General features: G+C 52.7%; 12 protein-coding genes. 4 read left to right on the forward strand and 8 right to left on the reverse strand.

Going from position 1 to position 15,261, the window contains the following annotated elements:
- Window positions 1–8: 8 nt before the first annotated feature.
- Both hcaD and ACJHXA_RS16485 read left to right on the forward strand, forming a co-directional pair.
- Complete coding sequence (gene hcaD, locus ACJHXA_RS16480) at window positions 9–1,211, forward strand: phenylpropionate dioxygenase ferredoxin reductase subunit (protein ID WP_000660797.1); 1,203 nt, start codon at window positions 9–11, stop codon at window positions 1,209–1,211.
- Window positions 1,212–1,307: 96 nt separating this feature from the next.
- Window positions 1,308–1,730: a DoxX family protein gene (locus tag ACJHXA_RS16485; RefSeq protein ID WP_001094724.1), complete on the forward strand. Its 423-nt coding sequence runs from the start codon at window positions 1,308–1,310 to the stop codon at window positions 1,728–1,730.
- Between the two features lie 47 nt (window positions 1,731–1,777).
- Here the strand turns inward: ACJHXA_RS16485 and ACJHXA_RS16490 are convergent, their stop codons facing one another.
- The 6 genes from ACJHXA_RS16490 to ACJHXA_RS16515 form a co-directional block, all read right to left on the reverse strand.
- The gene (locus tag ACJHXA_RS16490; RefSeq protein WP_000158540.1) at window positions 1,778–2,650 is read right to left on the reverse strand and encodes an aldose 1-epimerase; all 873 of its coding nucleotides are present in this window, start codon (window positions 2,648–2,650) and stop codon (window positions 1,778–1,780) included.
- 11 nt (window positions 2,651–2,661) lie between these two features.
- Complete coding sequence (locus tag ACJHXA_RS16495; protein WP_000700809.1) at window positions 2,662–3,756, reverse strand: zinc-dependent alcohol dehydrogenase family protein; 1,095 nt, start codon at window positions 3,754–3,756, stop codon at window positions 2,662–2,664.
- Window positions 3,757–3,788: 32 nt separating this feature from the next.
- Window positions 3,789–4,760, reverse strand: a complete 972-nt coding sequence (locus ACJHXA_RS16500; RefSeq protein ID WP_103262058.1) for an ABC transporter permease — start codon at window positions 4,758–4,760, stop codon at window positions 3,789–3,791.
- Between the two features lie 24 nt (window positions 4,761–4,784).
- Complete coding sequence (locus ACJHXA_RS16505; RefSeq protein WP_000493473.1) at window positions 4,785–6,296, reverse strand: sugar ABC transporter ATP-binding protein; 1,512 nt, start codon at window positions 6,294–6,296, stop codon at window positions 4,785–4,787.
- Window positions 6,297–6,318: 22 nt separating this feature from the next.
- On the reverse strand, window positions 6,319–7,302 hold the full coding sequence (locus tag ACJHXA_RS16510; protein WP_001124909.1) for a substrate-binding domain-containing protein: 984 nt from the start codon (window positions 7,300–7,302) through the stop codon (window positions 6,319–6,321).
- 96 nt (window positions 7,303–7,398) lie between these two features.
- Complete coding sequence (locus tag ACJHXA_RS16515) at window positions 7,399–10,680, reverse strand: DUF5107 domain-containing protein (protein ID WP_001297611.1); 3,282 nt, start codon at window positions 10,678–10,680, stop codon at window positions 7,399–7,401.
- Window positions 10,681–10,797: 117 nt separating this feature from the next.
- Here ACJHXA_RS16515 and ACJHXA_RS16520 point away from each other — a divergent pair, with 117 nt between their 5' ends.
- Window positions 10,798–11,991 (forward strand): ROK family protein, encoded by a 1,194-nt coding sequence (locus ACJHXA_RS16520; RefSeq protein ID WP_001297610.1) that lies wholly within the window; start codon window positions 10,798–10,800, stop codon window positions 11,989–11,991.
- A gap of 63 nt (window positions 11,992–12,054) precedes the next feature.
- Here the strand turns inward: ACJHXA_RS16520 and glyA are convergent, their stop codons facing one another.
- Complete coding sequence (gene glyA / locus ACJHXA_RS16525) at window positions 12,055–13,308, reverse strand: serine hydroxymethyltransferase (RefSeq protein ID WP_000919159.1); 1,254 nt, start codon at window positions 13,306–13,308, stop codon at window positions 12,055–12,057.
- A 327-nt stretch (window positions 13,309–13,635) separates the two neighbouring features.
- Between glyA and hmpA the strand changes: the two genes are divergently transcribed.
- A complete protein-coding gene (hmpA, locus tag ACJHXA_RS16530; protein ID WP_000883122.1) occupies window positions 13,636–14,826 on the forward strand; it encodes an NO-inducible flavohemoprotein in 1,191 nt (396 codons plus the stop codon).
- Between the two features lie 44 nt (window positions 14,827–14,870).
- Here the strand turns inward: hmpA and glnB are convergent, their stop codons facing one another.
- Window positions 14,871–15,209, reverse strand: a complete 339-nt coding sequence (gene glnB, locus ACJHXA_RS16535) for a nitrogen regulatory protein P-II (RefSeq protein ID WP_000717694.1) — start codon at window positions 15,207–15,209, stop codon at window positions 14,871–14,873.
- Window positions 15,210–15,261: the final 52 nt, after the last annotated feature.

Genomic DNA, 15,261 nt, shown 5'->3' on the forward strand with positions numbered 1-15,261 from the left:
GAAGCACGATGAAAGAAAAAACCATCATTATTGTCGGTGGCGGGCAAGCGGCGGCAATGGCTGCGGCCTCGCTACGCCAGCAAGGGTTCACCGGTGAGCTGCATCTGTTTTCCGATGAGCGACATCTTCCTTATGAACGACCTCCACTCTCGAAATCCATGTTGCTGGAAGATTCCCCGCAGTTACAGCAGGTGTTACCCGCTAACTGGTGGCAGGAAAACAATGTTCATCTGCATTCCGGTGTAACCATCAAAACGCTGGGTCGCGACACACGAGAGTTAGTGTTAACCAACGGCGAAAGCTGGCACTGGGATCAGCTTTTTATAGCAACCGGCGCGGCAGCTCGACCGCTGCCGTTGCTTGATGCACTGGGAGAACGCTGCTTTACCCTACGCCATGCCGGTGATGCCGCCAGACTGCGAGAAGTTCTGCAGCCCGAACGGTCAGTCGTGATTGTCGGTGCCGGAACTATTGGTCTGGAACTGGCTGCCAGCGCCACGCAGCGCAGATGTAAGGTGACAGTGATTGAACTGGCGGCAACCGTCATGGGCCGTAATGCACCACCGCCCGTGCAACGCTATCTTTTACAGCGCCACCAGCAGGCTGGTGTGCGCATTCTGCTCAATAATGCCATTGAACATGTGGTCGATGGTGAAAAAGTAGAACTGACGCTGCAAAGTGGGGAAACGCTTCAGGCTGATGTGGTGATTTACGGTATTGGTATCAGCGCCAACGAGCAACTGGCTCGCGAGGCCAACCTTGATACTGCCAATGGCATTGTCATTGATGAGGCTTGCCGCACCTGCGATCCCGCGATCTTTGCCGGTGGCGATGTGGCAATCACTCGTCTTGATAATGGTGCACTACACCGCTGCGAAAGCTGGGAAAACGCCAATAACCAGGCGCAAATTGCCGCTGCCGCAATGTTAGGGCTACCGCTACCGCTACTGCCGCCGCCGTGGTTCTGGAGCGATCAGTACAGTGATAACTTACAGTTTATTGGCGATATGCGTGGCGATGACTGGCTTTGTCGTGGCAACCCGGAAACTCAGAAGGCGATTTGGTTTAATCTGCAAAACGGCGTGCTTATCGGTGCGGTCACGCTGAATCAGGGGCGTGAGATTCGCCCAATTCGCAAATGGATCCAGAGCGGCAAAACGTTTGATGCGAAACTGCTGATAGATGAGAACATCGCGCTTAAATCACTGTAACCAGGATAATTAGCGAATATCTCAATGCCTGGGGCGTGGCGAGGTGCAAGAGTGTGTATTACGTTTAAATCACATTATCTTGCAAAGGGATTGGTTATGAACACACTACGTTATTTTGATTTTGGAGCTGCCCGCCCCGTTTTGTTATTAATTGCCCGTATCGCCGTGGTCTTAATTTTCATTATTTTTGGTTTTCCCAAAATGATGGGCTTTGACGGTACGGTCCAATATATGGCCTCGTTGGGCGCGCCAATGCCGATGCTGGCAGCGATTATTGCGGTAGTTATGGAAGTGCCCGCCGCGATATTAATCGTGCTTGGCTTTTTCACCCGTCCGCTGGCGGTGCTGTTTATTTTCTACACGCTGGGTACGGCGGTGATTGGTCACCATTACTGGGATATGACCGGCGATGCGGTTGGGCCAAATCTGATTAATTTCTGGAAGAATGTCAGTATCGCTGGCGCGTTCTTGCTATTGGCAATTACCGGGCCGGGGGCAATTTCTCTCGATCGGCGTTAGGAAAGATGCCGGATGCGGCGTGAACGCCTTATCCGGCATTTTATAAATTACAGCCACTCTACCCGCAACGACATCTCTGAGGTTGTTGATTCCCCTGGTGCTAGCGCAATGAGATCACCCCCTTCCGGGCGATGATGATCATCCGGCGCATGGCTCATCGGTTCCAGACAGAAGAAATCAAACGCATATCCTTTATCAAACGCAGGGTCGGAAACAAAGATGAAATAACACGGTGCAGGTGGCGTCGTTTCCATGATGATGGCATAACCTTCCTGCGGCTGCTCGATGCGGGCCTGACCATTCCATCCGGCAAAACCATTGTTCACCCACTGGCGCGGCAACGGCGCGAGCTGGTTAAAATCCAGTTCCTGCGGTAGCTGCTCGCAAAACTCACCCGCCAGCCACTGCTCCCGTTCCAGCCAGTAACCGCTCGCCTGTGCCTGAATCCGCGTTTGCGGCGACAACGGAAAATAAGGATGCCAGCCGGTACCAAATGGCAGCGTCTCTGCCCCTTGATTGGTGACAGAGAGCGTCACCATCAGCGTATCCGCCGTTAAATGAAACGCCTGACTTACCCGATAGTGATAGACACCGCTGCGATGTTCATACACCAGACACAAACTATCATCGCTGTGCGAGACACATTGCCACTCGCCCAGCCAGCCATCGCCGTGTAGATAGTGCGCATCCCACTCAACATTCGGTTGCAGTTGATACTCACGCCCCTGCCAGACAAAACGATTGCCGCTCACCCGGTTTGCAAATGGCACCAGCGGAAAACATGAGGCATCGGTTGCCACACCGCTTTTTTTACCAGGACGTAAGAGCGGCGTCGTATCGCGCCAGAAGCCTTCGATTACGCCGCCCTGGTCAGAAACGTCCAGCTTTAGCGACCCGTGGGATAAGGTATAGATGGTCATCCGCTAACTCCTTAATCCGGGAAGTTAATCACAACTTTCCCGCATTTGCCGCTCGCCATCAGCGCATAGGCATCACCTGCCTGTTCCAGCGAGAAGCGATGGGTAATGGCGTTACGCGGCCACAGCTTCCAGTCCGTCAGATCATGGGCGCATTTTTCCATATGGAACAGACTGGTCACCCAGGAGCCGATAATCCGCCGTTGATGGTGCATCAGATCGGCGCTGACCTCGAATTCCACTTTTCCGGTTTCACCAATGTAAACCACCCGTCCCCAGTCAGCAGTGGATTGCAGTGCCAGCAAGCGACCTGCGGCATTACCGGAACAATCGAGCGCAACATCCGCGCCACCGTGGGTAAGTTCAGCAATTATCTGCGGCAGACCTTCGGTGGTCGCTAAATAGCCGTGATCCATCACCCCTAACTGTTTTGCCATCGCCAGACGTTCCGGCAGCATATCAACGCCGATGATCCGTTTTGCACCGCGACCTTTCGCCAGCATCATCGCCATCATGCCGACCGGCCCCAGACCGACCACCAGCACGTTATCGCTGCCGGAAACTTCGCCGCGCAAAATCCCTTCATAGGCCGTGCCAACGCCGCAACTGATAAACGCACCATCTTCGTAGCTCAGCGCATCCGGCAGGAGGATCAGATCTTTTTCTTCCGCCAGCAGATATTCGGCATGACCGCCGTCACGCTGCCAGCCGTAAGCCGCTTTTCCTTTGCCAGTACAAGAGATAGGAAAGCCGCGGCGGCAGTTCGGGCAAAAACCACAGCCAGAAATGTGATACACCAGCACGCGGTCGCCCTCTTTAAAATGGCGGCAGCCTTGCCCCATCGCCACAATCTGCCCGCACGGTTCATGACCGTTGATAAATCCCTGGTATAACGGTTTATCGGGTGCCGCCGCCGTGGCACGGTGTTGATGATAGATATAGTGGACATCGCTTCCGCAAATCCCGGAGGATTTCATTTTGATCAGTACCTGGTTAATCCCCGGCGTCGGCACCGCAACTTCCCGCAGATCGACGGTTGAATTTCCTGGTAAATAAGCTGCCAGCATCGTTTTCATAAATCCCTCATTAACAATACGATTAATTTTCATCCCTGCCGCACCCGCGCCAGGGGCGTTAAGGTTTAGCGTTTCGCTTTACTGCTTCGCTGGGTCAGCAAGATATTCGCCAGCACCGCCACCACGATGATGACGCCGCGTACCACCTGCTGGAAAAAGGAGTTAATACCGAGCAGCACCAGACCGTTACCGATTAGCGTAATCACCAGCACACCAAGCAATGTACCGAACAGGGAACCGCGACCGCCGGAAAGTGCCGTACCGCCGACCACGACCGCGGCGATGACGTCAAACTCCAGACCGTTTGCGGCACCTGCGTTACCAGAACCGAGGCGCGCCGCCAACAAAATGCCGGTCACCGCCGCTAATAATCCCGAAAGGGTAAAGATAAGAATGCGCACCCGACGAACGTTGATGCCGCACAACTGCGCCGCCGTAGCATTACCGCCAACGGCAAAAACCGAGCGCCCGAAGGCGGTTTTGCGGCTGATGAACACAAACAGCGCAAACAACACAATCATGATCAGCGCGGATACTGGCACACCGAGAAATTGTCCGCCCAGCCAGTCCAGCACCTCGTTTTCGTCAATCGGCACTGGCAGTGCGTTGGTCATAAACAGCCCCAGTGTGGCAACGAAACTTGGTACGTTAAACACGCCGCGCAGCACCCCGGCGAGCGTTCCCATCAGCGCGCCTAACAGCAACACCAGCAGACAAGCAATCGCCAACGGAACTTCAAATTGCAGCAAAAATGCCAGGCACACCGAGACAAAAGCCACCATCGGCCCAACGCTGACATCAATTTCACCGGAGATAATAATCAGCGTCATCGCCCAGGCGGCAATCCCAATGGTGGCGGCATCGCGCAGCACGTTCATCTGGTTATTCAATGAGATAAAGCCAGGCGCGTTCAGGGAGAAGACCAGATAAAGAATGGCAATCACCACCAGCAAACCGATCTCATTAATATGGCGACTGACAAATTGTTTGAGCGAGACGCTCTTGCCCTGCGGCAATGGTAATGACGAAGCAGACATCTTCAGGTTCCTCGGTAAAATTCATCAGTGCACAGACAGAATGGCGGACATCAGCTCATCCACATTGACCGGCGAGTGAAACTCCTGCGAGAACGTGCCGTGCTGTAATAACAGGATGCGGTCACACACCAGCGGCAACTCCTCCACTTCACTGGAGATAAACACCACGCTTTTTCCTTCGGCAGCCAGCTCACGGACAATACGGTAAATCTGCTGTTTGGCTTCGATATCGACGCCGCGCGTTGGCTCGTCGAGCAACAAAATCTGGCTGGCGGCATAGACCCAACGACCGATCACCACTTTTTGCTGATTGCCACCAGAAAGCGTGCCGATGGGTGTTTCGCTACTGGCAGCCTTGACCGTCATCCGCTGCATCACCTCTTCGGTCAGGCGGCGGATGGTGGACCATTGCAGCACACCGTTGGTGCTGATTTTTTGCCGATTGGTCAGCACTGTATTTTCGTCAACGCCCAGCCAGGGAATGATCCCCGCTTCTTTGCGGTTTTCTGGCGTATAGCCAATGCCGCGTTTCAGCATGTCGCCGTAATCGGGGCGCATGATTTTCTCGCCGTTGATAACAATTTCGCCCTGTTCATACGTCTCCAGCCCAACAATCGCCTTCAGCAATTCACTGCGCCCTGCCCCCAGCAGGCCAGCAATGCCAAGCACTTCGCCGCGACGTAACGTAAAGCTGATATCCTCCAGCTTGGGCTTATGGCGTAATGCACGGACTTCCAGCACGGCCTGATCGACAATTTCCTGAGGGGCTACCGGCGCAATATCAACGTGATCGCGCCCTAGCATTAGCGACACAATATGATGCGTGGAGGTGTTTTCGAGCATCACATCGCCCGCCACCTGACCATCGCGCATAACGGTGGCACAGGAGGCAATGCGGCGAATTTCTTCCATCCGGTGGCTGACATAAATCACCGCCACGCCCAGTGCCGACATCTTTTTCACCGCGCTGATCACCAGTTCAACTTCCGCACTGGCAAGCGAACTCGTAGGTTCATCAAGAATGACCACGCGCGGCTCGCCCTTCATCACCCGTGCAATTTCCACCAGTTGCTTTTGCGCCGGGCTTAGCGTTGAAACAAGTTGTTCAGGACTAACGTCAACGCCCAGCGCCTGTAAGCAACGTTGGGCATCCTGCGCCATTTGCAGGTAATCAATCATGCCGTTGCGGCGGGGCCACTGACCGAGGCAGAGGTTTTCCGCCACCGTCAGCCCTTCCACCAGACTTAACTCCTGATAAACCGCACGAACCCCCAGTTCAGCGGCACGGCGAGTCAACGTAGCTTCGTCACCTTCCAGTCGCGTCTCGCCAATCCAGATATCACCGCTATCCGGGCGTTCACTGCCGGTAAGCATTCGAATGAGAGTCGATTTGCCCGCGCCGTTTTTACCTAACAGCGCACGAACTTCGCCTTTATTGAGCGTGAAGTTAACGTTATCCAGCGCAACGACGCCGGGGTAACGCTTATTTCCTGCCACCACTTTTGCTACCGGGACTGCCTCTGTTGCCGTGAACATAGGGACCTCTGCGAATCAGCGATTAGGGCAGACCATCAACGTGCGTTGCCAGCCACTGTTTACCATCTTCCGTTTTGGTATAGAGATCGATTGGCACCTGAATCACTTTTTCACCGTCGGCTTGTTTATTGATAACCTTCAATGTTTGCGCGAGAACAGCATTGCCCATTTTCTTACCGGAAATATCCACTACCGCTTTCAGCACCTGATTGTTTTCCAGCTCCTGAGCAATTTCAGTGGTCATATCCGAACCGAAAACAGCAATTTTTCCGGCCTGATTTTGATTACGTACCGCTTTTACCGCGCCGAGTGTCGCTCCGCCCGATTCACCCATAATGGCGTTGAGATCCGGCGTGGAGATAATTAGTTTTTCACCAACGGAAATCGCTTTATCTAAAACAGTCCCTTCCTGATTAGCGACAATTTGCGCGCCGGGAACGCGGGATTTTAATACTTCTTCAAATCCTTTACGTCGCTGCACACAAACTTCAAAGGCTTCGCAATTGATGACGGCAATTTTCGGCTGGTCAATTTTATTGGCAATAAAATAATCGGCGGCAGCATTACCCAGTTTTTTACCAAATTCCAGCGGATCGCCGACCAGATACGCCGAGACATATTTATCGACACCCTTTTGATTAATACAGGTGTTGTAGCAAATCACCGGAATACCCGCTTCACTGGCGCGACGAACGGTACGGCTACTGCCATTTTCAGACACTGCCGATAAAATAATGGCATCGACATTACGCGCCACGAGGGTATCAACAAAGGTACTTTCTTTCGAAATATCACCCTGGGCGTTAGTTTCAATTAACTGTACCTGTACTGAAGAATCTTTTGCCGCATCCTGAACGCCTTGACGCACTCCAGCGTAATATCCCTGAGTATCAAGGTATATTGCGCCAATGGTCATTTCTTTTTCCGCAGCCCTGGCAAATAAAGCGCTACCTAATAGCGTAGCCATTAATAATAGATTACGGGTTGTTCTCATTTTTTTAGGCATAGAGCCTCCTGTAGGGTTTTTATTAACAACGGCTTATTCTAATTATTTTGTGATGAGCGGCAGCGCGTGCCGCTCAAATATTACAGTTAATAGGGTTTAGTGAACGTAGTTAAAAATAAAAGGCATCACAGTGGTGAATAATGCCGCTTTCGGCCAGGCCGGATTAATCGCCGTCAATTCAGCGCGAGCAGACTCATATTGCGCAACCTCCCCGAGTCCCGCGGACGCCAGCATCGCCACCATCAGGCATTTTTCTTTATGCTGCTGTTGTAAATCGCCATACAGCGACAACAGATCAGGTTGTGAAACAGCAAAGAAATCCGCCTCAATACTGGTTTTCGCCATCTCTTGCGCCCACTGTTTCATTTCACTAAACAGTTGCTGTGCGGTGTGTTGTTCGCCCAGCAGTCGCAGCGCCATTCCTTGCCAGAAGAGATAATCAACCGGCTGATCGTTGTAATAACTGTGGATGTTAATGGTGCGATCGCCGGTCGCCGCCAGACGTAAACAACGCATCGCTTCAGTTTCATCGCCCTGCGCGTTGGCGCATATCGCCTGCCAGAACCAGATGTCGTTATCAGTTTGCCCCGGTAAACGGCCTTCGCTTAAATTCTCCGGATAATGCAGCGCGGCATGAAGCAGTTCGCTGGCCTGCTGCGGCTGTCTGGCATCAAGGTGCTGCCAGGCGCGTAATAACTGGTTGAGGATAAACTGACTGGTGACCTTCCCTTCCCCGCCTTCCCACGGGTGGAATTTGCGCGTGGCGAGAATGTCCGCCGCTTTGTCTGCCTGACCCGTGAGATGCCACAAATTGAGCAACTCTGCTGTCATGTCGTCGCGTTTCAGCGCAATTTCCAGATTATTTTCCAGACGCGCCAGTCGTTTCTCCGGTGTGGCTCCGCTTAACTTATCAAGCAAATCCCGTTCGAAAAGCAGACGTGCATCCTGCGGCGCAAGCTGATAAGCATTATCAAGATAACGCGCGGCCAGCTCATAATCGTGTTGCTTATTCCACGCATGGATCGCTAACCCGCGCCAGCCGTCGGCAAACTCCGGCGACATCTCTACGCAACGTTGCCATAAAGTAATGGCTTTGTTGTAGCTGCGCTTGTTGTAGTAGAAGCAGGCCAGTAAATGACGGGCAAACCAGCACTCTTCAATACTCTCCAGCGCCGCCACTTCTTCCAGCGTATTCGGGAAACGGACAAACTGCGGGAAGACATCAATGGCTTTTGCGACCAGTTCGCCGCGTTCGGCTTTCGGCAGCAAGCTGGCTTGTAGATAAAGCGATAACGTGCGCTGACAGTCCAGTGCGTTCAGCATCTCTGTCGCCAGAGTGGGCATTCCCCAGTTAATCAGTTGCCCGGCGGTCATCAGGGCGTTAACGTCGCGTCCCTGACACAGACCGCGCCACTGCGCGAGAGCTGATTCGCTACGACCATCGAACCAGTTCAGCCACCACAGAGTGGCGTTCAGCGGATAATCGCGCAGCAGTTTCTCGCGCTGCACACGCGCGTTGTCCTGACGACCACTTAACACCAGCAGCAGATTATGCAGGCAAAGCACTTCCTGATTGGTTGGGCAGGCGCGAAGACTTTGTTGGCAAAAATCCAGACCAGCGTCGAAGTTACCATTACGCGCCGCCAGTCGTGCCAGGCCATAATAGCCACCGGCTTTGCTGTTGCCGCTCCAGACCGCACGCCAGAAATCCTCTTCGGCTTGTTGATATTGTCCCTGACGTTCGTAAGCACTGGCGCGAATCAAACTCGCCTGTCCGCACTGCGGATTTTTGTTCAGCGCATGTGCGCGTTTCAGAGCCTGAGTGGCATACGCCACCGCTTGCGGGAAATCGGCACGGTTATATTCCAGCATCGCCAGCGCCAGGTTACAGCGGTAATCCAGCGGATCCAGCGCCACGCCGCGCAGGTAGTAATCGAACGGTGAACGGCTGGCGTGATGATATTGCTCCAGATGCTGACCGATAAACCAGGCTTCATCTGTACTGGTAATGTCTTGTGCTGACAGTGGCGCTTTGGCGACGTCCGGCAACGGCAACTCTTGCGGCTGATGTTCCTGATAACTCAGTACAATATTGCCGTCGGCATCGGAGAGCTCAATGGTCAGCCTTTCAGGATTGATACCGTGCAACACGCCCTGGATGGCGGTCGCAGGCATCAGTGCCACGGCATCATCAAGTAACGCGTTGCATTTGCCGATTTCGCGGATCGCCAGGCGGTATCCGTTCAACGGAGAGATGGCATACAGCCCCCACTCAATCCCCCGCTCACTACGCTGGAGTTTTATCACCGCATCGCGGGAGGCATTTTGCACCATGCCCAAAGAATGATAAGGCAGGAAATACTGCTCAAAACGCTTCTCTTCGTAAGCATCAAGCCAGGTAAAATCAGGCTGGTTATCGGCAAAAATACCGGTCATCAGTTCGATATACGGGCCGTTATTGTCGGTCAGACTCTTGTCCCACGCCTGGCCGAATTCACTGTGTCCCCAGCTCCACTGTTTTTTACCTGGCGCGATATGGTGGTTGGCAACGTGTAGCAAACCGCCATCTTCATCGTGACACCACGCGCCAACAAAATCGTACTGTGATTTTTCAGCCATATATGAGGTTGGAACGGGCACATTTTTATAGCGAGAAATGTCCACTCCGGCGGAGTAGTCCACTTTGTAGTAAGTGCCGGTGGCGATGGGGAAAGCGGAGACGGCCCGTTTGCCGTGATCAAACACCGCCGTTACATCCGGCGGGAAGACGCTCTGATGCCCTTCCCCCCCTTTCACTGCCGGGTTGGCCCACCACAAGAAATGACGCGGCGTGGCGTTGCCGTTATAGACGCGGCTGGCAATTTCCAACGCCGCCCGTTCAGGACGCAGTGTGAAACCTGTCATCACCTGTAAACCGTGCATCGGCTCCGTTTCGCCGACCCACACCGTCTGTGCGCCGTCTTCATGGGCTTCGAGGGTGAAATCAACGGGCATAAAGGTGGTCGGGCGATGGTGTTGCGGCCAGTTAAACTCAATCCCGCCAGAGATCCACGGTCCCAGCAGCCCCACCAGCGCAGGTTTAATGACTTCATTGTGATAGACAAAATCGCGTTGTTTCACTTTATCCCATGCGCGATGCACACGACCGCCCAGTTCCGGCAGGATCATCACTTTGATGTAGTCGTTTTCCAGCCACACCGCCTGCCAGGATTTCAGGGTTTTCTGCTCGCTCAGCGTATCGGTCACGCCGTAGGGATAAACCGCGCCGGACGATCCCTGATAAACGCGATTTTCCAGGAACATGGGATGTATATCCTGCGGCCCGGTTTCATAGGTCGGGATCTCAACGCGCTCTTGCCACACTTTTACTGGAGTCATGGTGCCCTCAATATTAACAAGACATACTGAATTAAAAGATTTGTGGCAGTGTATTGAACAATCTGGCAATGTTTTCGCGGAATAATCACGCAATTAACTAAACAAGGTTTAGTGAAGATGAGAGCCTGCATTAACAATCAACAGATTCGCCACCATAACAAATGCGTGATTCTGGAACTGCTGTACCGGCAAAAGCGCGCCAATAAATCAACGCTGGCCCGGCTGGCGCAAATTTCGATTCCGGCAGTCAGTAATATTTTGCAGGAACTGGAAAGCGAAAAACGGGTGGTGAATATCGACGATGAAAGCCAGACGCGCGGGCATAGTAGCGGTACATGGCTGATTGCGCCGGAAGGTGACTGGACGCTGTGCCTGAACGTGACGCCCACCAGTATTGAGTGTCAGGTTGCTAATGCTTGTTTAAGTCCGAAAGGCGAATTTGAGTATTTACAGATTGATGTACCGACGCCGCAGGCGCTGCTGTCCGAAATCGAAAAATGCTGGCATCGCCACCGTAAATTGTGGCCGGACCGCACCATCAATCTGGCGCTGGCAATCCACGGTCAGGTTGATCCAGTGACAGGAGTGTCGCAAACCATGCCGCAAGCGCCGTGGACAACGCCGGTTGAGGTGAAGTATCTGCTGGAAGAGAAGCTGGGCATTCGGGTGATGGTCGATAATGACTGCGTGATGCTGGCGCTGGCGGAAAAATGGCAAAATAATTCGCAGGAACGGGATTTCTGCGTGATCAACGTTGATTACGGCATTGGCTCGTCGTTCGTGATTAACGAGCAAATTTATCGCGGCAGTTTGTATGGTAGCGGACAGATTGGTCACACCATCGTTAATCCGGATGGCGTCGTCTGCGACTGTGGACGTTACGGCTGCCTGGAAACCGTCGCCTCGTTAAGCGCATTAAAAAAACAGGCGCGGGTATGGCTAAAATCACAACCGGTTAATACTCAGCTTGATCCTGAAAAATTGACTACCGCGCAGTTAATCGCTGCCTGGCAGAGTGGAGAACCGTGGATCACCAGCTGGGTTGACCGCAGTGCCAATGCCATTGGTTTGAGTCTGTATAACTTCCTCAACATCCTCAATATTAATCAGATTTGGTTGTACGGTCGCAGTTGTGCCTTTGGTGAGAACTGGCTTAATACTATTATTCGCCAGACGGGATTTAACCCGTTCGACCGCGACGAAGGACCGAGCGTGAAAGCGACGCAAATTGGCTTCGGGCAATTAAGCCGCGCACAACAGGTGCTGGGAATTGGCTATTTGTATGTTGAGGCGCAGTTACGACAGATTTGATGGCGCGATAACGTAGAAAGGCTTCCCGAAGGAAGCCTTTTTTCAACAGATTAACCGTTTCGCTTATGCGTAAACCGGGTAACGTGCGCAGATGTCGAGAACTTTACCTTTGATGCGCTCGATAACGGCTTCATCATTGATGCTGTCCAGCACGTCACACATCCAGCCAGCCAGTTCTTTCGCTTCTGCTTCTTTGAAGCCGCGACGCGTAATTGCCGGAGTACCCACGCGAATACCGGAGGTCACAAACGGGCTCTTCGGATCGTTCGGTACGCTGTTTTTGTTGACGGTGATGTTAGCACGGCCCAGAGCGGCGTCTGCTTCTTTACCGGTCAGGTTTTTATCAACCAGATCAACCAGGAACAGGTGGTTATCAGTGCCGCCGGAAACCACTTTGTAGCCGCGTTCCAGGAACACTTCTACCATCGCTTTAGCGTTTTTAGCGACCTGCTGCTGGTAAGTTTTGAACTCAGGCTCCATCGCTTCTTTCAGAGCAACCGCTTTACCGGCGATTACGTGCATCAACGGACCGCCCTGACCACCAGGGAAAACGGCAGAGTTCAGTTTTTTGTACAGCTCTTCGCTACCACCTTTCGCCAGGATCAGGCCGCCGCGCGGACCCGCCAGGGTTTTGTGAGTGGTGGTAGTAACAACGTGAGCATGAGGAACCGGGTTCGGGTAGACGCCAGCAGCAACCAGGCCCGCAACGTGCGCCATATCAACGAACAGGTAAGCACCGATGCTGTCAGCGATTTCACGCATTTTCGCCCAGTCAACCACGCCGGAATATGCAGAGAAACCACCGATAATCATTTTCGGCTTGTGTTCTTTGGCTTGTTTTTCCAGATCGGCGTAGTCGATATGACCGGTAGCATCGATACCGTAAGGAACGATGTTGTACAGTTTACCGGAGAAGTTAACCGGAGAACCGTGAGTCAGGTGACCGCCATGCGCCAGGTTCATACCCAGAACGGTATCACCTGGTTCCAGCAGCGCGGTGTAGACCGCAAAGTTAGCCTGGGAGCCGGAGTGCGGCTGGACGTTAGCGTAGTCAGCGCCGAACAGTTCTTTCGCACGATCGATCGCCAGTTGTTCAACGATATCAACATACTCGCAACCGCCGTAGTAGCGTTTGCCCGGATAACCTTCAGCATATTTGTTGGTCAGCTGAGAACCCTGCGCCTGCATTACGCGCGGGCTGGTGTAGTTTTCGGAGGCGATCAGTTCGATGTGCTCTTCCTGACGTACTTTTTCCTGCTCCATAGCCTGCCACAGTTCGGCATCATAATCGGCAATGTTCATTTCACGCTTTAACATCCGCATCTCCTGACTCAGCTAACAATAAAATTTTTGGCCTTTATAGGCGGTCCTGTTGGACAACGGCGAACAGTATAACCGAATCATTGTGCGATAACAGGTCTTGACAAAGGAATTTACGCAAACGATTACCTTCAGGCTACGCAAGGCTTTGGAGAATAAAGAGCTTGCAACCGGAAACGGATTTCTTTTCAGGTTTGTGATGCAAATTTTTCACTTCATCACATTCTTTCTGAAAAACACCAAAGAACCATTTACATTGCAGGGCTATTTTTTATAAGATGCATTTGAGATACATCAATTAAGATGCAAAAAAAGGAAGACCATATGCTTGACGCTCAAACCATCGCTACAGTAAAAGCCACCATCCCTTTACTGGTGGAAACGGGGCCAAAGTTAACCGCCCATTTCTACGACCGTATGTTTACTCATAACCCAGAACTCAAAGAAATTTTTAACATGAGTAACCAGCGTAATGGCGATCAACGTGAAGCACTGTTTAACGCTATTGCCGCCTACGCCAGTAATATTGAAAACCTGCCTGCGCTGCTGCCAGCGGTAGAAAAAATCGCGCAGAAGCACACCAGCTTCCAGATCAAACCGGAACAGTACAACATCGTCGGTGAACACCTGTTGGCAACGCTGGACGAAATGTTCAGCCCGGGGCAGGAAGTGCTGGACGCGTGGGGTAAAGCCTATGGTGTACTGGCTAATGTATTTATCAATCGCGAGGCGGAAATCTATAACGAAAACGCCAGCAAAGCCGGTGGTTGGGAAGGTACTCGCGATTTCCGCATTGTGGCTAAAACACCGCGCAGCGCGCTTATCACCAGCTTCGAACTGGAGCCGGTCGACGGTGGCGCAGTGGCAGAATACCGTCCGGGGCAATATCTCGGCGTCTGGCTGAAGCCGGAAGGTTTCCCGCATCAGGAAATTCGTCAGTACTCTTTGACTCGCAAACCGGATGGCAAAGGCTATCGTATTGCGGTGAAACGCGAAGAGGGTGGGCAGGTATCCAACTGGTTGCACAATCACGCCAATGTTGGCGATGTCGTGAAACTGGTTGCTCCGGCAGGTGATTTCTTTATGGCTGTCGCAGATGACACACCAGTGACGTTAATCTCTGCCGGTGTTGGTCAAACGCCAATGCTGGCAATGCTCGACACGCTGGCAAAAGCAGGCCACACAGCACAAGTGAACTGGTTCCATGCGGCAGAAAATGGCGATGTTCACGCCTTTGCCGATGAAGTTAAGGAACTGGGGCAGTCACTGCCGCGCTTTACCGCGCACACCTGGTATCGTCAGCCGAGCGAAGCCGATCGCGCTAAAGGTCAGTTTGATAGCGAAGGTCTGATGGATTTGAGCAAACTGGAAGGTGCGTTCAGCGATCCGACAATGCAGTTCTATCTCTGCGGCCCGGTTGGCTTCATGCAGTTTACCGCGAAACAGTTAGTGGATCTGGGCGTGAAGCAGGAAAACATTCATTACGAATGCTTTGGCCCGCATAAGGTGCTGTAATTTGATGTTGCCGGATGGAAACATCCGGCAACCCTTGACGCGGTTTAAATTGCCGCGTCGTCCTCTTCACCGGTACGGATGCGAATGACCCGTGCCACGTCAAAGACGAAGATTTTACCGTCACCGATTTTGCCGGTTTGCGCCGTGCGAATAATGGTATCGACACAGGTATCGACAATGTCGTCCGGTACGACAATCTCAATTTTCACTTTCGGCAGAAAATCCACCATATACTCCGCGCCGCGGTACAGCTCGGTATGGCCTTTCTGGCGACCAAAGCCTTTCACTTCGGTCACCGTCATGCCGGTAATACCGACTTCGGCCAGTGCTTCGCGGACATCGTCCAGCTTGAAGGGTTTTATAATCGCATCAATCTTTTTCATGCTATTCCTTGAAAAGGTCGCCTGTCTTTTGATCTGCTAAACGTAACACATA

Source organism: Escherichia sp. WS33 (assembly GCF_046486385.1).
GTDB lineage: Bacteria > Pseudomonadota > Gammaproteobacteria > Enterobacterales > Enterobacteriaceae > ECMA0423.